General features: G+C 49.2%; 17 protein-coding genes and 1 pseudogene. 15 read left to right on the forward strand and 3 right to left on the reverse strand.

Translation table 11 applies throughout. The features are described from left to right. Nucleotides 1–348: 348 nt before the first annotated feature. Nucleotides 349–789, reverse strand: a complete 441-nt coding sequence (locus tag NIES592_RS08875; protein ID WP_073555527.1) for an Hsp20/alpha crystallin family protein — start codon at nucleotides 787–789, stop codon at nucleotides 349–351. 493 nt (nucleotides 790–1,282) lie between these two features. Between NIES592_RS08875 and NIES592_RS08880 the strand changes: the two genes are divergently transcribed. Continuing rightward, entirely contained in the window at nucleotides 1,283–3,133 is a 1,851-nt protein-coding gene (locus NIES592_RS08880; RefSeq protein ID WP_073555528.1) for a response regulator, read from the forward strand. 36 nt (nucleotides 3,134–3,169) lie between these two features. Here NIES592_RS08880 and NIES592_RS25040 read toward each other — a convergent pair whose 3' ends face one another. Beyond that, on the reverse strand, nucleotides 3,170–3,328 hold the full coding sequence (locus NIES592_RS25040; RefSeq protein ID WP_218600596.1) for a hypothetical protein: 159 nt from the start codon (nucleotides 3,326–3,328) through the stop codon (nucleotides 3,170–3,172). A gap of 197 nt (nucleotides 3,329–3,525) precedes the next feature. Here NIES592_RS25040 and NIES592_RS25795 point away from each other — a divergent pair. The 4 genes and pseudogenes from NIES592_RS25795 to NIES592_RS08895 all read left to right on the forward strand — a co-directional run. Further along, a pseudogene (locus NIES592_RS25795) lies at nucleotides 3,526–3,906 on the forward strand (CHASE3 domain-containing protein); the annotation flags it as partial. 123 nt (nucleotides 3,907–4,029) lie between these two features. Further along, the gene (locus tag NIES592_RS08885; protein ID WP_256678100.1) at nucleotides 4,030–5,595 is read left to right on the forward strand and encodes a PAS domain-containing sensor histidine kinase; all 1,566 of its coding nucleotides are present in this window, start codon (nucleotides 4,030–4,032) and stop codon (nucleotides 5,593–5,595) included. Between the two features lie 377 nt (nucleotides 5,596–5,972). Further along, a complete protein-coding gene (locus tag NIES592_RS08890) occupies nucleotides 5,973–6,371 on the forward strand; it encodes a response regulator (RefSeq protein WP_016870280.1) in 399 nt (132 codons plus the stop codon). 421 nt (nucleotides 6,372–6,792) lie between these two features. After that, nucleotides 6,793–7,200 carry a response regulator gene (locus NIES592_RS08895; protein WP_073555530.1) on the forward strand — a complete coding sequence of 136 codons (408 nt, stop codon included), beginning with the start codon at nucleotides 6,793–6,795 and terminating at the stop codon, nucleotides 7,198–7,200. Nucleotides 7,201–7,452: 252 nt separating this feature from the next. Here the strand turns inward: NIES592_RS08895 and NIES592_RS25050 are convergent, their stop codons facing one another. Further along, nucleotides 7,453–7,626: a hypothetical protein gene (locus NIES592_RS25050; RefSeq protein ID WP_178379494.1), complete on the reverse strand. Its 174-nt coding sequence runs from the start codon at nucleotides 7,624–7,626 to the stop codon at nucleotides 7,453–7,455. 176 nt (nucleotides 7,627–7,802) lie between these two features. Between NIES592_RS25050 and NIES592_RS08900 the strand changes: the two genes are divergently transcribed. The 10 genes from NIES592_RS08900 to lon all read left to right on the forward strand — a co-directional run bounded on the left by NIES592_RS08900 (nucleotide 7,803) and on the right by lon (nucleotide 17,592). Continuing rightward, nucleotides 7,803–9,713, forward strand: a complete 1,911-nt coding sequence (locus NIES592_RS08900) for a chloride channel protein (protein WP_073555531.1) — start codon at nucleotides 7,803–7,805, stop codon at nucleotides 9,711–9,713. Nucleotides 9,714–9,878: 165 nt separating this feature from the next. Continuing rightward, nucleotides 9,879–10,901, forward strand: a complete 1,023-nt coding sequence (locus NIES592_RS08905; protein WP_073555532.1) for a sigma factor-like helix-turn-helix DNA-binding protein — start codon at nucleotides 9,879–9,881, stop codon at nucleotides 10,899–10,901. A 108-nt stretch (nucleotides 10,902–11,009) separates the two neighbouring features. Continuing rightward, complete coding sequence (locus NIES592_RS08910) at nucleotides 11,010–11,477, forward strand: CBS domain-containing protein (protein WP_062245786.1); 468 nt, start codon at nucleotides 11,010–11,012, stop codon at nucleotides 11,475–11,477. A 140-nt stretch (nucleotides 11,478–11,617) separates the two neighbouring features. Continuing rightward, on the forward strand, nucleotides 11,618–12,010 hold the full coding sequence (locus NIES592_RS08915) for a hypothetical protein (protein WP_256678091.1): 393 nt from the start codon (nucleotides 11,618–11,620) through the stop codon (nucleotides 12,008–12,010). A gap of 31 nt (nucleotides 12,011–12,041) precedes the next feature. Then, on the forward strand, nucleotides 12,042–12,251 hold the full coding sequence (locus tag NIES592_RS25800) for an NAD(P)-binding domain-containing protein (protein ID WP_256678092.1): 210 nt from the start codon (nucleotides 12,042–12,044) through the stop codon (nucleotides 12,249–12,251). Continuing rightward, entirely contained in the window at nucleotides 12,185–12,346 is a 162-nt protein-coding gene (locus NIES592_RS25805; RefSeq protein WP_256678093.1) for a hypothetical protein, read from the forward strand. Before NIES592_RS25800 ends, NIES592_RS25805 begins: the two co-directional genes overlap by 67 nt. Continuing rightward, nucleotides 12,336–12,707, forward strand: a complete 372-nt coding sequence (locus NIES592_RS25810) for a hypothetical protein (RefSeq protein ID WP_073555534.1) — start codon at nucleotides 12,336–12,338, stop codon at nucleotides 12,705–12,707. Before NIES592_RS25805 ends, NIES592_RS25810 begins: the two co-directional genes overlap by 11 nt. A 113-nt stretch (nucleotides 12,708–12,820) precedes the next feature. After that, complete coding sequence (locus NIES592_RS08935) at nucleotides 12,821–14,512, forward strand: alpha-amylase (RefSeq protein WP_026086257.1); 1,692 nt, start codon at nucleotides 12,821–12,823, stop codon at nucleotides 14,510–14,512. 180 nt (nucleotides 14,513–14,692) lie between these two features. After that, on the forward strand, nucleotides 14,693–15,100 hold the full coding sequence (locus NIES592_RS08940) for an Hsp20/alpha crystallin family protein (RefSeq protein ID WP_235148042.1): 408 nt from the start codon (nucleotides 14,693–14,695) through the stop codon (nucleotides 15,098–15,100). Between the two features lie 2 nt (nucleotides 15,101–15,102). Further along, complete coding sequence (gene lon, locus NIES592_RS08945; protein ID WP_073555535.1) at nucleotides 15,103–17,592, forward strand: endopeptidase La; 2,490 nt, start codon at nucleotides 15,103–15,105, stop codon at nucleotides 17,590–17,592. Nucleotides 17,593–17,597 lie beyond the last annotated feature (5 nt).

The following is a 17,597-nucleotide window of genomic DNA, read 5'->3' on the forward strand; positions in this document are numbered from 1 at the left end:
GTTTGTTTCCTCCACTATTCCAAATTGTCCTAAAACGGTTTATGGCGCGATCAACGGAGCCTGAAGAGCCTGATTGCAGCCTTTTTGGGGTGCCTAAGGCTGCGATTATGAGCTGAGGATAGCTAAACTCTAGTGGACTATAATTTGTAGGTGCAGTTTTAGCTGCAATTTCTTTTCACCAAGCAAGCAGTAGATCCTGTAAATTGATGCCTAGAGAACCACTATATAAAAATAGTGTAGAACTTAATTCACATTAAAGGGGATCGGTCTTCCAGATGGGAAAAGTCCCTCTTTCCGATCCCCCTTGTGCAGTCAATGGATGAATCACTCAGGATTGACTGCTTTAGATTAACCCAAGTTCACTTTCACAACCTTGTTCTTTTCTTCTTCAGACTTGGGCAAGGTGAGTTTCAGAATGCCATCCTTGTACTCAGCCTGAACGTTGGTGTTCTGTACCCGCGCAGGCAATGGAATCACACGCTGAAACTTGCCGTAACGAAATTCCGTGCGAGTCATTCCTTTTTCTTCTGTTTTAGTTTCCGATTTCCGTTCACCCATAATCGAAACAGAGTCTGCCGATACTTGGACGTCCAGATCTTTCGCATCCATACCTGGGACTTCTAGCTTGAGGTGAATCGCATCGGGGGTTTCCTCCATTTCGGCTGCGGGAACAAAGGTTATGCCATTTGCAGTTTCGCGGACGGTCGGCATTAGCTCGTCAAATAGGCGATTCATCTGCCGTTGCAGTGTATCAATTTCCCGAAACGGTTCCCAACGAACGAGTGCCATAGGAATTTACCTCCTGTTATGTCGATACTTGCGATGTTATTGTTTATGCGATCTAATGAACTGTCTCCAACAAGTTATCTGAGTTCGTGGTGCAGGCTTTAGCCTGTCATGACTGAAGTCACTACTACAAACTGTTACTATAAACTGCAAATGTTGAATCTGCCTTGGTGCTGAAACAGGAAACAGAGAACGGGGATTCTCTGGAGTTCTGCACTGAAGATTCAAGATTAAAAGTAAGGAAAAAATCTGAGGACTTTCTGAGGACTGGCTAGATTTGCCTCGCCAATTATTATACTTGGAGAGGAAGTTAAGGGAGCATCCCACGTTTGTCGCCCTCACCCTAAATCTCTCTCCCAAAGCGGGAGAGGGAATTCAATCCGGCTCACCTTGTCCTCAAAAGGGAGAAGGGCTTGGGAAAGGAGGGAAAGTAAATCGTCGCTTAGTTTGATCGTAGGAAAATGGAGATAACGGGTAGTAGGATGGGGGCAGAACGATGAAACTGTTGATTATCGATGACGATCGCGAAACAACTTCTGCTCTGAGGGCTGTACTTACCACTCAGCAATTGACGCTAGACATTGCGCCGGATGCTCAGACGGCACTAGCACTGCTCCAAACGGTTCCCTACGATTTAATTGTGCTGGATGTGATGTTGCCTGATGCAGACGGTATTTCCCTGTGTCGCAGGATTCGGCAACAGCAGCAAACTATCCCGATTTTGCTATTGACAGCGAAGGATGCGGTGGGCGATCGCGTGGCTGGGTTAGAAGCGGGGGCAGATGACTATCTCACCAAGCCTTACGACTCCGCAGAATTGCTGGCGCGAATTCGGGCCTTGCTGCGGCGGGGACAGACCCCTATTACTGAAACCCTGAGTTGGGGAGCGTTGCAGGTTGATCCCCAAGGTTGCAAAGTCACCTATCAGGGCAATCCGATTAAGCTAACCCCTAAAGAGTACCGGTTACTAGAACTCTTTTTGCGCTATCCCCACCGGATTTTTGATCGCAAAGCATTGCTCGATCACGCCTGGTCGACTGATGAATGCCCAGGGGAAGAAGCCGTCACTACCCAAATTCGGGGACTACGCCGCAAGCTGGAAGCCGCCGGGCTGCCTAACGACCCGATCGAAACGCTATATGGACTGGGCTATCGCTTACGAGCCTGGCAACCGGATACGCACTCTCAGGAACCCCTTGACGCTGGACAGCAGGAGGCGATCGCCGCCATTGGGCAGATGTGGCAGGAGTTTCAAGGACGACTCCAGGAGCAGTTAAGCCTGCTGGAAGAAGCAAGCAGCAACTTAGCCAACCAAACGCTGACCCCAGCGCAACAGCAGCAGGCTCAGTCCACTGCTCATCGGTTGATCGGTTCCCTCAGTGCTTACGGGCAACCAGAGGCAGCGACACTGGCGCGACATATTGAGCAAGGATTTGCTGCGCCTCAATCTGCGATCGCCCCTCAATTAACCACCCTGCTACAGCAACTCCGGCAAGCTACTACTCAATCTCCCTTTGCCAATGCTCCTGCAAGCTCAACAGCATCCCAACCGCCGCTGACCCACCGAATTTTGGCGATCGCCCCTGATCCCACCCTGTTGCAATCCCTCCAAACCGAAGCACCCAGTTGGGGATATCACCTGGACACTGCTACCGACCTCACCAGCGCCCGTCAGCAGCTTTTGACCCATAGCCCCGATGCCATTATTCTCGATCTGGACTTCCCGGATGCCCAGAACACGGGACTCACTTTCCTGACACAAATTAAACGCCTGGGATCTACACCCGTCCTGATTTTGACCCAGCAAAATGGGTTGAGCAATTCTCCTTCAAAGACGCTACGCGATCGCATTACTGTTGCCCGTCTGGGAGCCGATGCCTACTTGCAAAAATTTGCATCTCCCAGCGATATATGGCGAGTTGTCAATCGCCTGCTGCACCGCTTTGATCCCATCACCGCCAAGCTGCTGATTGTAGATGACGATCCCGACCTGCTGACACGATTGCAGACACAACTGCAATCCTGGGGGTTTCAAGTCACCGGGCTGAGCGATCCCAGCCAGTTCTGGTCGGTGCTGCAAACAACCCGCCCCGATCTGCTGCTGCTAGATGTGTCTATGCCCGAATATAGCGGCATTGACCTGTGCCGAGTCGTCCGCTGCGATGCCCATTGGTACGCCCTGCCCATCCTGTTTTTGTCTGCCCATGCCGATGCCGATACGTTGCATGAAGCCCTGTCAGTCGGAGCCGATGATTACGTCCTCAAGCCGATCACCGAAGCTGATTTAATTCAGCGAATTTTACAACGCCTGGGACGTATAAGTGCTCTGGAGGAGGTACCCGCCTAAAGGTGGGCTGAAGCAAAGAGAATCAATGTGAGTCAGTTATCTACCCGTCTGCATCGAATTCTGCTGCTCGCTTTCCAGACGCATCTGCTCTTCATGAGGGGCGATCGCCTCTTGAGGCGGCTGAACTGCTGAAGTTCCTCCTTTTCCAGAATCTAACTCACTGAAGGCATCCAGGCGAGCATACAAAATTATCACATCTCCAGGATGAATCACCGTGCTAAAGTGTAAAAGAAAAATCCACCCATTGCAGGAGTAGCGTCTTGTCTGAGGATCGGTTTCATCTTCAGAAACGATTGGTGAATGCGGGATTGCTCGTGGCGATTTTGCTTTTGGGTAGTACTGGTGTTGTAGCCTTCCTCAATACCCGCGAGTGGCAAACCACCCAAGAACGAGTGCAACACACTTACGATATATTGCTGACCTTGGAGCGGGCAAAAACTAACCTGAATGGCACGGCGAAAGCACGGCGAGGCTATTGGCTGGGTCAGGACGTCGAGCCTGACTCTAAGCTCTTTTTGCAAGACTATCAAACCAGTGTGCAACAGACACAGCAAGCCCTGGCGCAACTCCAGCAGTTGACAGCAGACAATCCCACCCAGCAAACTCGCCTGCAAAAAATCAACATCCTCTGGCAGCAGTATCAGGCGCTCCATCAGTCTCAGGTTGAGCCATCTCCAACGGAGAATCAATCTGAAGCGCAGCCCTCCTCTGTGATTCAAACACCTGATCGCTCTCTGAGCAGTGCGCAGCACTATCGCCTCCAGCAACAAATCTTTGCCCTGCTCAACCAGATGGCTGCCACCGAGCAACAATTGTTACAACAGCGCACCGCCGCCACTGCCCGCCTGACGGGCATAACAAACCATATTCTGGCGATCGCCTATAGCTTGAGTCTGGTGTCCCTGGCGACTATCTATGCCCTACTGCGACGAGAAGCCGGAAAGCGACAGCAGGCTGAAACCAATCTCCGTCGCAGCGAACACAAGTTTCAGTCTGTGTTTGATGAACTCTACGAATTTGCCGGACTGTTAACTCCCCCAGGCCTATTGATCGAAGTTAATCAAGCACCCCTCGCCTTTGCTCAAGTGACACGGGAAGACGTGCTGGGCAAACCTTTCTGGGAATTCCCCCTCTGGCAGCAAAGTTCGGAATTAACTGAAATTGCCAAAACAGCGGTCAGTCAGGCAGCGGCGGGGCACTTCTTCCACACCGAAGTCACCTTCAATAGCCCGACTGGGCAGCCCCATACCTTTGATGTCTCCGTGAAACCTGTCCATTCGGCTCAATCAAAGCAGGTGATGTGGTTAATTGCTGAAGGACGAGATATTACGACTCAGGTACAATTACGGGATGCGCTACGCCAGGAACGCAATCGATCGCTTCAGCTCATCAACGGCAGTATAGACGGCATTGCTGCTGTTGATGAGCAGGGAACCTGTACCGTGTGGAATCCGGCGATGGAAGCCCTGACCGGCATTCCCCGCGATCGCGCCATTGGGCAGTGTGGGATGGATCTCTTCCGTTCCCTTGTTCCAGACTCTACCCTCCAGCACCTGCATCTGGGTATGGCGGATACCGTCACGGCGTTCGATTTTTCCCACTCCCATCCCCAAACTGGGCAATTGCGAATGATTGAAGCCCGTTACTCGCCCCTGCACAACGGCAGCACAACGGTAACCGGGGGATTAATTGTGCTGCGAGATGTCACCCGGCAGCGCGAACTGGAGCGACTCAAGCGAGAATTTATCTCTATCATTAGCCACGAAATTCGCACTCCCCTGTCTTCGATTCGCGGGGCTTTGGGATTGGTTGCCGAAGGCATTTTAGATGACGATCCCCAAACTGCCAGGGAGATGGTAAGCATTGCCAATAACAACATTGAGCGGTTGGTGAGGCTGGTCAATGACATTCTGGCACTCAACCGTCTGGAATCGGGACAGGTAGACCTGAAATTTCAGTGGTGTCCGGTGACATCCCTAGTGCAGCAAGCCTTTTCCAGCGTTGAAGCCCTCGCTACTGCCCATCAAATTCGCCTGGAGGCAACTGTACCTGATGATCTCCAGGTCTGGGCTGATCCCGATTGGCTGGTGCAGGTTCTGGTAAACCTGGTCAACAATGCGATCAAGTTCTCTCCTCCCCAAACAGCGATCGCTGTCACCGCAGAGGCGATCGCCTCCGAGTCCATCATCCAGTTTTCGGTCGCCGATCAGGGACGTGGCATCCCGGCAGATAAGTTACAAACCATCTTTGGTCGTTTTCAGCAGGTCGATGCTTCCGACTCTCGCCAAAAGGGAGGAACCGGACTGGGACTAGCCATCTGTCGCCAGATTGTGCAACAACATGGCGGGCGCATCTGGGTAGAAAGCGAACTGAACAAAGGCAGTACCTTTTATTTCACATTGCCCCATCCAGAGCAGCGACAAGAAGCGGAAAGAAACCAGACAACACAGAAGCTTCTTTAAGGTAGAACAAGCAGTGACCGAAGGGATCTGAATCTCGATGTGGAATGGGATCGGTTTAGGATCTGGGCGTGAAATACGGCCTATTTTGTCATGAATACCGTATTTTCAAAAGATTTCACTGCCTGTCAAGATAAAAACTTGGAGTGATGCCCGTCTTGTGACTTATGTTGTGATCGCTCAGGAGTAGGACGGGATTGTCGTTATTCATTGCAATTGCTTTAGATTGAACGTCTGGGTGGAGCACTTCAGCCCAGGAATCAACCGCACATTGTCGGCAATAATCGTACAACCCCATTGGGGGCGATCGCTCCAGTTTCAACCCTCTGGTGTGTGTGGGCAACACTCTCCCTATGCTCAAAGCAATATGTTTGACTCTTATGCTTAATTCTAATCCCAATCGCTGCATCTTGCTGATTGATGATGAACCCGATCTCTGTCGCATTGTCAAAGTCACCCTAGAACGCCTCAAAGGCTGGAAGATTCTAACCGCTCAGACCGGACAGGACGGCGTCACTATTGCCCAAACCCAACCACTAGATCTTATCTTACTCGACCTGAGCCTACCCGATGGCAATGGATGGGAATGGTTGCGAACCCTGAAAACCAATTCAGTGACGCGATCGATTCCCGTGATTCTCTTCACAGCCAGTGACCCCACCGACCCCAACTCCACAGACAACTTGGGAGGCAATAGTGCTGACATTGCAGGAGTCATCCTCAAACCCTTTAACGTCCTGCAACTCGCCGATCAAATCATCACCCAACTCCACTGGTAAAAGGGCTTGTCGTAACGACTTCAGTCGTTGCAAACCATCCCCATTTCCCCAACATCAAAATGCAGACTCCCCCTACACAATCAAGGCAACCTAAAACCTGAACTCCCTCAGCGTTTCCTTAGAATTCTGGTTTTTAATGGGCAATAAAACCTGCACTGATTACTGTCTATCTTCCAGGGTGCTTAGCCCCTCTCCCTGAACCTTAGCCTGTTTGGGGAAAGGCTGCTCATAAAATGCTTCATCCCCCTTCAAGGCGGGCTGAATCATCTAAGACGTACTAAAAAAGAAAGCCAAAATTGATACACTTAAACGCTTAAGTCAGTATTACAATCTATCAGTCTAAACCTGAAGGAAGTTGAAGGTTTCCCAGTGCAGGAGTATAGCAGTGTTCTCAAATCTCGGATCGATACAACAACAGCCAATGATTGACTCATCGGCAAAAAATATTCTAACCAAGCGACGCGTTTTGTTTGTAGATGATGAATTTGATGTACGGCGCGTCGTGCAAACCTGTCTGGAAAAAATTGCCCACTGGACGGTAATTGTAGCAGAGTCTGGAGAAGAGGGCTTACAAAAAGCCAGAACAGAACATCCCGATGCGATCATTTTAGATGTGATGATGCCAGAAATGGACGGCTACCAGTTTCTCAAGCTGCTGCTGGCTCAGATAGAAACGCGCTCGATTCCTGTGGTTTTATTAACGGCTAAGGCCGATTCTTTGGACGTTAAGCAGTATGAAGCACTGGGAATCAAAGGTTTGATTGGTAAACCCTTTAACCCGTTGACTCTGCACCGAGAAATTGCGGCTTGCTTGAATTGGGTTCTCTAATGCCGAGAGAAATTAGGGATGGTGGCGTGTGGAGTGGATCAAAGGTCGCTCAGTAGATAGCTCACAAAACAGGACGCTCTCACGTTCATCCCCAACTAAGTTTTCATTAAGCACCAGGTCTGAAATAATCCAGCAGGCGATCGCCCGAATCAGCCCGAATCAGAGCCACTACTACACCTCGCCCTTTCGGAACATAAGCAATCACGCTTTCTCCTGAAGGACTAAAGTAGTAAGACTTGTCGCTTAAGAGCGTTAAATGAGCCAGGGATGAGCGCCCGTAACGTTACCCGGCGTGACGGCAGATAACAAATTCGTTATCCCCACCGCAGCAATCCAGACGGCAACAATCCATAGTCCGATCGCGCGTTGAGGTAAGTTGGGTGTTGGAGTCGCGCTCATCGTCCTGGGGGCGGTAGTGTCCGACATAGGCTTTTGTTGAACTAACAACTTCTAGAAATTAAATTAATAATCTAAGCAAACGATGAAGATCGAATTGAAAAGTTTAGTGTGACTTGCGTGCGCTATCACACGTCTAGTAACTTCCTCTCGGATTTTCATCGGCACTCACGTTGCACCAATTCACCTTATTCAAGCCCCACTCAATGACTGCGACAACTCCGCCACCTAGAATACTGCCGTCCTTAGGAGCGAAAATCCCTTCGCTGAGCGATCGCCTTACCAACCTGCTGAATCGCTTGCAGCCCTCCCCAGAAGTCTTGGTAATCTTCTCTGCATTGATTATTGGTGGAGGAGCAGGCTTAGCAATTGTTTTATTTCAAAACTTAATTTCCTTAGTGCAAACTTTGGCATTTGTGCAGGTACTCAGTTACTTATTAAAATGGGGAACTTGGACACTCGCTACTATTCCTGCCCTGGGCGGCTTGCTGATTGGTATCTTGCGTTGGTCGTTTCCAACCCTATTAGGACAAGACCTAGCAGCACTGTTGAGTAATACCAGAGTCCAACTGTTTTCTCCGTTGCGCCCCTTCGTGAAAATGCTGGCTGCTGCTGTATCTTTGGGAACAGGAGCATCCTTAGGACCAGAAGGACCGAGTGTAGAAATTGGCTCTAGTGTGGGTGTCTTACTAGGACAAACCTTTCAAGTTTCGCGAGAACGCTATCGTTTATTGCTAGGAGCGGGGGCTGCTGCTGGATTTGCTGCCGGATTTAATGCACCGATCGCCGGGGTCTTCTTTGCGATCGAGGTAATTTTGGGAACCCGATTTGCTACCCCTGCTGCCAGTTTAATTTTGCTGTCAGCGGTTATTTCTGCCTTAATTGCTCAAAGCTTTCTGGGAGCACATCCTGCCTTTGATTTGCCAACTTATCAATTAATGAACTCCTGGGAATGGTTGAACTATTTTGGCTTAGGGATACTAGCAAGTTTAGTTTCAATCATCTATACGCGATCAATTCGATTTGCCCAGGCATGTTTTCAAGGTGAATGGACGAACCAAACAGCGATAGGTAAATTACCTGCTATTACACAACCACTGCTAGGAGGAATAATTGTCGGACTTCTGGCACTCAAGCTGCCACAAATTCTTGGTGTCGGCTATGATGTGCTAGAGTTAATTCTTCAAGGAGAGCAATTCTCTCTACAATTTCTCTGTGTCTTACTAATTGTCAAATTAATCGCCACGGCAATTAGTTTAGGCAGTGGTTTGGTAGGGGGAATCTTCGCGCCTGCCATGCTTCTGGGAGCTTGCTTGGGGAGTGCTTATGGCAATTTCCTGCTTACAATCTGGCCCCATGCCGAAATCGCACCTCCTCCAGCCTATGCCCTAGTGGGAACGGCTGCTGTTTTAGCTGGAAGTGTGAGAGCACCACTGACTGCGATTCTGTTGCTGTTTGAGATGACCCGCAATTACCTGATTGTCTTGCCGCTGATGGCGGCAGTGGGGATCAGTGTTTGGGTAGTTGATTTGATGCAGTATAACTCCTCGAATGGAGAATTAGATCTACCCCAAATGGGGGTAAATCTGCAAAACCAGGATGAGATAGAGCTTCTGGGAGATGTAGCTGTTTCTGCCCTCATGAATCGAGATTATTTTGCCTTACCTGCATCGATGCCATTAATTCAGGCAGGACAAACGATGTTACAAAACAAATGCCATACAGCTTTAGTTCTTAATAATACAGGACAATTAGTTGGAGTGGTCACCCTCGCCGACATTCGGCGAAAAATCACCCAAGTTGTCGCTGAACGCTCTCAGTCTATCGATAAGGCATCTCAATCAACTGATCAAAATCCCTTTCAGCAAACGCTTGAACAAATCTGCACTACAGAAGTTCTCTATACCTATGAGGATGAATCCATTGCCGCAGCACTAGAGCGTATGGGAGCTAGAGGGCTATATCTCTTACCAGTAGTTGATAAAGATAACCCCCGTACAGTGGTGGGAGTCATCGAACGTAAGCAGGTGGAGTTAGCAGGAAACTTAGTGATGACACAAGCTGCACTGGCAATGATTTCTCCGCAGGAACCCATCACCGTCAATTCGTCAAGCTGAAGTTGCACAATCTACAAACGTCTCATTTTTTCTACAGGTTTCCCTGGTAAAAGTTGCAGTGATAGGGATAGAGGATTTGAAGTTGTCGAACACTAGTGGCATCCAATCTTCGGGTTTTACGTATAAAAAGCAACTATTTACTGTTGCAATACACGGGAGGAACTGATGGTACAGCATCTGATTTTTCACAATTGTCCCGATACGGTCAAAGAAGGAATTCGCGACTACTGGAGCCGAAAACAGCCTCCAATTGCTCGACTCTTGCAAACATTTCCAGAGGAGCAACGGCATTTAAGATTGATGGTCGATCGCAATCCTGACGGCTATCAAGCAAGAGCAGTATTAATGTTGCCGACTCAGGTGCTTGTGGCTCAATCCAAAACTCGACAGGGCGTGTATCAAGCTGCGATCGATGAAGCTGTGGATATTCTGGCAGAAGAAATTCGTCGCCACAAAGATAAGTTGCGGCGCGATCGCACCCACCGGAAAAAACAACAGCAGCAAACAGATGTTGCTACTACCCTGGAATTGTTGGAACAAGATATTCGCCAACAACGCCGAGAATTCTTCTTTGATTTATTACGTCCTGTACTACGCAACTTACGAAATCATGCCCGGCGGGAATTAGTTTTTGCTCAACTAGAAGGCAAGGTTTCCCCTGATGAAATGACGGTATCCGATCTACTCGATGAAGCGATCCTCCGGGCCTGGGAAGGCTTTGAGCAACGTCCTCCTCAGCAACCTCTCGATCAGTGGATCAGTGGACTAATGCATGAAATCATCGATGAGCGAGAAGCTAAAGCAATTCCTGCCATTTCTTTAGAGACCGAAATTTCAGAAGATGATCCGCGGTTTCGTGTGGCAAGTGGCTGGATTCTAGACAACGAGCCATTTTGGGGCGATTTGGAATCTTTGACTTTAGAAGACATCCTTCCCCAACACGAAGTTGAAGAACCCTGGGAGGCCTACAGCCTTGATGAGAAGGAGCGGTGGTTGTTTGCCCAATTATCGAAATTGCCCAAGCTGCAACGTCGGGCATTGATGCTTTACCTCCTAGAAGGATGGGAGGTGGAGGAAATCGCCATGCTGCAACAACGAAGCGTTACAGAAGTACGGGCAGATATCGAAGCGGCACAGACTTTCCTTAAAGATCAGTTGTGGCAGCAAATCTATCAACGTCAAAACTGATTGGCCAGTCGCCCACACGGTAACAGACAAGACAACACTCATTCACCTCAGATTTCCCTCAGATTTTCGGCTTAAGCTTAAATAGCCCACTTTGGATGAATTGCAACGATGCTGACTGAAACGCGCCAGGTTAAGGATTTGATGACGACCGACCCGGTGACTGTAAAGCCGACAGATTCTGTTGAAACGGTTTTGCGATGTCTTGAGGAAAACCACATCAGTGGACTTCCTGTAGTTGATGAAACAGGTAAGGTGGTTGGCGTCGTTTCAGAAGCAGATTTGTTATTCAGAGAGCGTCCTGTTCGCTTGCCATTGTATCTCTCGTTTTTAGGTGGAATCATTTATCTCGAACCACTTGATCATTTTGTGCAGCAGTTGAAAAAGAGTTTAGGGATTCTAGTGCAGGATGTGATGACACCTAACCCAATCACGATCGCCCCAGATGCTCCTATCTCCCAGGCGGCTGATTTAATGCTAGAGAAACGAGTGAATCGCCTACCTGTTGTGGATGAAACGGGGGCACTGGTTGGGATTATTACACGGGATGATCTATTACGTGCGTTGAAATCAGATTGATTACATGACTCTTCCCAGAGAAGTTCGCAAGGAGCTACAGGATCATGATCAGCAAAATTTCAGACTCGTTTCCAGGCGATAATCGCTCAACATTATCATTCTCTTCCTCGCCCCGTTTCCCGGTCAGTAGCTTTTTAGACTTGAGTTTGCTGATCCTGATTTTCGGCGGCTTGGGCTGGTTCACGGTCACTAATCATTCTCCAGTCAGCGCGATTTTGTTGATGATTGCAACCGCAGGAGTGCGTAGCTGTTGGCTAGCGGGGTTTCCAGTTTGGGCTGGCTTACTCTCGCTGACGTTTAGTGCTAGCTGGATTCTGGTTGCTGCCTTGACGGATAGTGGCATCTATGGATGGGCAGTGGCGATCGCCCTCAGTTGGATGAACGTTTTTTTACTCGATATTAGCCTGTCCCATCTGATCGACCGTTTCCATCAAATTGGATGGCGTTACTGGCAAATCTTTGGGCTTTTAGCAATCGTCTGCACACTCAGCACAACGGTAGGAGGAATCCTGCCAATTCTGTGGAAGATCTAAAAGCAAAAAATCGATAGACGAGATTTTGAGCATGGAACTTGGATTGATTGGACTGGGGCGGATGGGGGCTAACATGGCACGTCGGCTAACACAAGCTGGACATAAAGCCATATTCACAGCAGCCTGGAGGAACGAAAAGGGGTGGATGAGTCTGCCTTTAAGAAGCTGTGTTCATTGCTTTGCTACATTTCAGGAGATTATGGCGATCGCGGGACTTACGAAAAGCTTTGCCATGTCTTAGAAAACTCAAAGAGTCCCTCATTTTACTTAGCGATTCCGCCCAGCCTATTTAGCACCGTCGTAGCTGGATTAAAGCAGGTCAGATGTGTTTGGTGAACGGGCGTTTGGATTGGCGAACTATTTTTACTTTCGTCTCAGTCCCAATATGTTAACCGCGATCGGAGTTCGCTCTCAAGCACCCGGTGAGGGAATGGTTGGTAATGAAGTGGGACTGGTTGCTCAGGTGGAACCTGCGAGTGAAATGCAACCCTATGAGCGCCTCTTAGGAGATGCAATTAAAGGAGAACTCATGTTGTTTGCCCACCAGGAGGAAATAGAAGCCCAGTGGCGAATTGTAGAGCCTATTTTGACCAGAAAATCGCCAGTTTATCAGTATGAACCCGGCACATGGGGACCTCCCCTTGCCGATCGCCTGACTCCACTCGATGGTGGTTGGCATTTTCCACTTTTAGATTGAATGGAATCAATCAAATTTTGCCCTGAAAATGATCTTAATGATCTTAATTGAGGTCACTATCATGAACATGAGGGAGAATGACTTGACACACCTGCCATACGGAGGAAAACCAAGTGTCTTCTGAGCTAAATGGTGTCATGTTGCAGGGCTTTCACTGGTTTCTCCAGGAAAATAGTTTTCCCGGTAGCCAGGGGAGAAAGCTTTGGCAGTTTCTCAGAGATGAAGCTCCTCATTATAGATCTATTGGCATTGATGCAATTTGGATTCCACCAGCCTACAAGCCAGCTTTCAACCGCACAAATAGCGTTGGCTATGATGTCTATGATCACTTTGATCTTGGCGAATTTCCCATCTCTGGCGATCCCGATCCGAATCCAGAAACTAAATATGGCAGCAAACAAGATTTACTAGCAGCCATCGAAGCACTACATGGTGATGGCACAAATCAGCGAATTCAAGTTTATGCCGATGTGGTTCTCAATCACAAAATGGGAGGTGCTCAGGATGACTATTGGCAGGCAATTCGAGTTGAGAAAGATAATCGCAACATAGAGCGTTGGTGGGATGGCTACGAAAGCGGTCTAATTGAAATTCAAGGGTACACAAAGTTTGAATACCCAGATCGGCAAAATAAGTACTCTAGCTTCAAATGGTATTCTCGCCATTTTGATAGTGTGGATGCCGCCGCAAAAATTCGCCAAGGGGACTGGGAATTTTTTGAACCGTCTGGCAAATATATTTATCGCTACTTGTTTAACGAGGAAAATTATATTCCCCAAGTCAAATCTTTTGCCCAATGGGTATCCCTAGAAAAAGGGAATTACGATTATTTAGCAGGCTGCGATCTGGATTATGGGCGCTATGATGTGCGGGAGGAAATGAAATACTGGGGGTCTTGGCTCGTTCAGGAGCTTGATGTGGATGGCGTGCGGCTGGACGCAGTGAAACACATTAATGCCGACTTCATCCGCGAATGGCTAGGGCACGTTCGCTGGTCTACTGGTAGAAACTTATTTGCTGTTGCAGAATATCTCTCTGGGGATCTTAATGCCCTCCATGCTTATATTAAACGGGTTACATCAGAAGGTGACTATCCCCAACGACTTTGTTTATTTGACTTTCCCCTGCGATTCAAGTTTGGTGATGCCAGTCGTCAGGGGCAAGCCTATGATTTGAGAAACCTCAACAGCAGCACCTTGATGGCTGAACAACCAGCACTGGCGGTTACTTTTGTTGAGAATCATGATTATGAGTATGGTCGTTTCTATGAATCTCATGTCGAGGAGTGGTTTAAGCCGTTAGCCTATGCCTACATTTTGCTACGGCGGCAGGGGTATCCTTGTATTTTCTTCCCCGATTATTATGGTTCAGGCAATTGGTATGAGGCACAAAGGCAGTGGCATCGCGCTCAACTCTCAGGGAATAGCTATCTCGATCTCCTCCTGCAACTGAGAAAGCAGTTTGCTCTAGGTGAAGAACAATATTACGCCAATCCCAACGTTGCAGGCTGGGTAAGATTGGGGTTTGTTCCTGGCGCAAAGGGGGCTATGGCTGTTGTCATCAATAATGCATACAACCGTGTGGAGGCAATTCGTATGAATACGGGACGTTCGAGTAAACGTTTCTATCACCTGGCAACCATTAAAGCAACGCCAGATGGCTTCCTGGTTGTGCGCGATCGCTACGAAATGTATGGCAGCAAAGCCGAAGAACTCTACACTGATGAATTTGGTTGGGCTGATTTCCTGGCTGATGGCGGCACGGTTGCCATTTGGATTGAAGATGGGGTGGGATTATCGAGTTAAATCAAGTTTGTAAAACCTGATCGTAAATTCGCACCACGATAAACACTAAATTGTCATTCTAAGGAGTCAAAATTTTATTGCAAAATGCCTATTGTTGAAGCTTAAGTACATCTCTGGTGATTGCCAGTTCCAGGAAAAAGACAATTATCTATCAAAATCATCATTGAAACCATCAAATTTATGCGCTACCGTCGATTTAGCTACCGATATACGGGTGTTTTTTCTGGCATAACTTCGCCTTCCCAGTCCACCATTTGGGAAGGTCAACTTCAGGCAAGCTTTGCCTATCCACAGTGGCAACCCGCCGCCGACCTCTATGAAACGCCCACCGCCCTAATTGTGAAAGTTGAAGTGGCGGGCATGGTGGAAGAAGACTTTGAAATTTCCCTCTACGAAAATGCCCTGGTGATTCAAGGTGTGCGCCCCTGGGAGAGCTTTGAAGGGGAGGGACTGTACCACGCTGTTAACATTCACTACGGTGCTTTTCGACTGGAAGTTCCCATCCAGCAGCGAATTGAGCGCGATCGCATCCAGGCGCGCTATGACCGGGGTTTCCTGTATGTCATCCTACCCAAAGCAGAGGTGTGATTATGACCGATACACCCATCAATGTGAATCAGAATTCCGAAATAGATGCCCAAACAACTCCCGAAATTCCCGACATTCTGCCGGTTTTACCGCTCATCAACACGGTGGTAGTTCCAATGGCGGTAGCTCCCATTGTGGTTGGGCAGGAGCGATCGGTCAAACTTGTAGATGAAGTTATGCGGACTAATCGGCTGGTGGCACTGGTGGCGCAGCGTCACCCAGAGGCCCGCCCGGCAGGTCCGGATGATATCTACCGTGTGGGGACTGCTGCAATTATTCACCGACTATTGCGTTTGCCAGATGGCACCCTCCAACTCGTTGTTCAGGGACTAAAACGCATTCGTATCCTGGACTTTCTGCAAACCGAACCCTTCTTAGTAGCCAGGATTGAAACCTCTCCGGAGCAGGTGATATCCGGTGTGACGGAGCTAGAAGCTTTGCGTCGCACATTGGGTGAGTTATTTAGCAAACTGGTGCCCCTGACGGAGGATATTCCTAACGAATTAGCTGCTGCTGGTGAAAATATCAGCGATCCCCGCCTGTTTGCTTACTTGGTTGCGGCAATGACCCCAATGGAAACGCCCCTGCGGCAAGAGATCCTGGAGTTAGATGCTGTAGAAAACAAGCTCCAGCGGCTGATTGAAATTGTCCAGCAAGAATTAGCCGTGCGGGAGTTACAGCAACAAATTGCCTCGGATGCCCAGGAAAAAATTTCTAAATCTCAACGGGAATACATTCTTCGGGAACAATTGAAATCGATTCAGCGTGAACTGGGTGAAGAAAACGCAGAACAAGCAGAAATTCAAGAACTACGCAACCAACTGGAAGCAGCCCAGCTCCCTGAAGAAGCCCGTAAAGAGGCATTCCGCGAATTGTCACGCCTGGAACGACTGCCCGCCATTTCCCCAGAATACGGCATGATTCGTACCTATCTCGACTGGATGGTGAGTCTGCCCTGGAATACAACGACAGGTGAGGCGATCGACCTGGGATATGCGCACCAAGTATTGGATGAAGATCACTATGATCTGGAGAAGATCAAAGACCGGATTGTGGAATATCTGGCGGTTAAAAAGCTCAAGAGTGAGCGTGCTGCCGTTCTGGAAGAGCAATCCTCTGTCCAGGAAAAGGTTCCAGAAGAGGCACCAGCTTCCCAAAAGCCTCCAGAAACCGTGCTAGAGGAGATTCGCCGCGAACCGATTTTGTGTTTTGTGGGGCCACCCGGCGTGGGTAAAACTTCCCTGGGACAGTCGATCGCCCGGGCAATGGGACGCAAGTTTGTCCGCATTAGTTTGGGTGGGGTGAGTGATGAAGCCGAGATTCGCGGTCATCGTCGTACCTACATTGGGGCGTTACCGGGGCGCTTAATTCAAGCTCTGCGACGAGCCGAAACGGCTGATCCGGTGTTTATGCTGGATGAAGTGGATAAACTGGGCAGAAGTTTTCAGGGCGATCCAGCAGCAGCCCTGCTGGAAGTCCTCGATCCAGCTCAAAATCATACCTTTGTAGATACCTATCTGGGCGTACCCTTTGATTTATCCAGAGTCTTGTTTATCTGCACAGCCAATACCGTCGAAACCATCCCCTCTCCCTTGCTGGATCGCATGGAAATTTTAAGTCTCTCTGGCTATACCGAACTGGAGAAGTTGCACATTGCTCGTCGCTATCTGCTGCCCAAACAGCTACGGGCTAATGGACTCAAGCCAGAGGAACTGGCAATTACCGATGGGGCACTCCAGCGGATTATTCGGGAATATACCCGTGAAGCAGGGGTTCGCAGTTTAGAGCGAGAAATTGGTGCGGTGGTGCGCAAAGTGGCTCGCCAAATTGCGGAAGGAAAAGTGACAGCCACCACCGTCGAAGCCGAGCAACTTCCTGATTATTTGCGTCGCCCCCGGTTTCTTGATGAAGTGGTGGAACGAATCGATCGCCCCGGTATTGCCACAGGTTTAGCCTGGACTCCTGCTGGTGGCGATGTGTTGTTTGTGGAAGCGACCATGATGCCTGGACGCGCCGAACAGTTGGTGTTAACCGGGATGCTGGGGGATGTGATGCGGGAGTCTGCCCAGGCAGCCCTGTCCTATGTACGGTCTAATGCGGAGAAATTGGGGATTGATCCCAAGGTATTTATGGGAAAAGTCGTGCATGTGCATGTGCCAGCGGGGGCGACACCCAAGGATGGGCCTTCAGCGGGGGTGACGATGGTAACAGCGATCGCCTCTGTTGCCTCTGGCCGCTTGGTTCGTAATGATGTGGCCATGACGGGAGAAATCACGCTGCGGGGCAAAGTGCTACCTGTGGGGGGAATTCGGGAAAAAGTATTAGCCGCCTATCGAGCAGGAATTAAGACAGTGATTCTCCCCCAGCGGAACGAACCAGATTTAGAAGATGTGCCGGAAGAAGTGCGCCATCAACTCCAGTTTGTACCCGTGAGTGCGGCGGAGGAAGTTCTGGCGACGGCGTTGACAGCTGCCAATCTTGATGCTTCATGATCCTT

It is taken from the genome of Fischerella major NIES-592, assembly GCF_001904645.1.
Classification (GTDB): Bacteria; Cyanobacteriota; Cyanobacteriia; order Cyanobacteriales; family Nostocaceae; genus Fischerella; species Fischerella thermalis.

Coding starts and splice junctions, on each gene's coding strand:
- NIES592_RS08910 (WP_062245786.1), top strand. CDS start 11,010: ATGCTGACTGAAACGCGCCAGGTTAAGGATTTGATGACGACCGACCCG.
- NIES592_RS25800 (WP_256678092.1), top strand. CDS start 12,042: ATGGAACTTGGATTGATTGGACTGGGGCGGATGGGGGCTAACATGGCA.
- NIES592_RS08875 (WP_073555527.1), bottom strand. CDS start 789: ATGGCACTCGTTCGTTGGGAACCGTTTCGGGAAATTGATACACTGCAA.
- NIES592_RS08905 (WP_073555532.1), top strand. CDS start 9,879: ATGGTACAGCATCTGATTTTTCACAATTGTCCCGATACGGTCAAAGAA.
- NIES592_RS08895 (WP_073555530.1), top strand. CDS start 6,793: ATGATTGACTCATCGGCAAAAAATATTCTAACCAAGCGACGCGTTTTG.
- NIES592_RS08880 (WP_073555528.1), top strand. CDS start 1,283: ATGAAACTGTTGATTATCGATGACGATCGCGAAACAACTTCTGCTCTG.
- NIES592_RS08900 (WP_073555531.1), top strand. CDS start 7,803: ATGACTGCGACAACTCCGCCACCTAGAATACTGCCGTCCTTAGGAGCG.
- NIES592_RS25050 (WP_178379494.1), bottom strand. CDS start 7,626: ATGTCGGACACTACCGCCCCCAGGACGATGAGCGCGACTCCAACACCC.
- lon (WP_073555535.1), top strand. CDS start 15,103: ATGACCGATACACCCATCAATGTGAATCAGAATTCCGAAATAGATGCC.
- NIES592_RS08940 (WP_235148042.1), top strand. CDS start 14,693: ATGCGCTACCGTCGATTTAGCTACCGATATACGGGTGTTTTTTCTGGC.
- NIES592_RS08890 (WP_016870280.1), top strand. CDS start 5,973: ATGCTTAATTCTAATCCCAATCGCTGCATCTTGCTGATTGATGATGAA.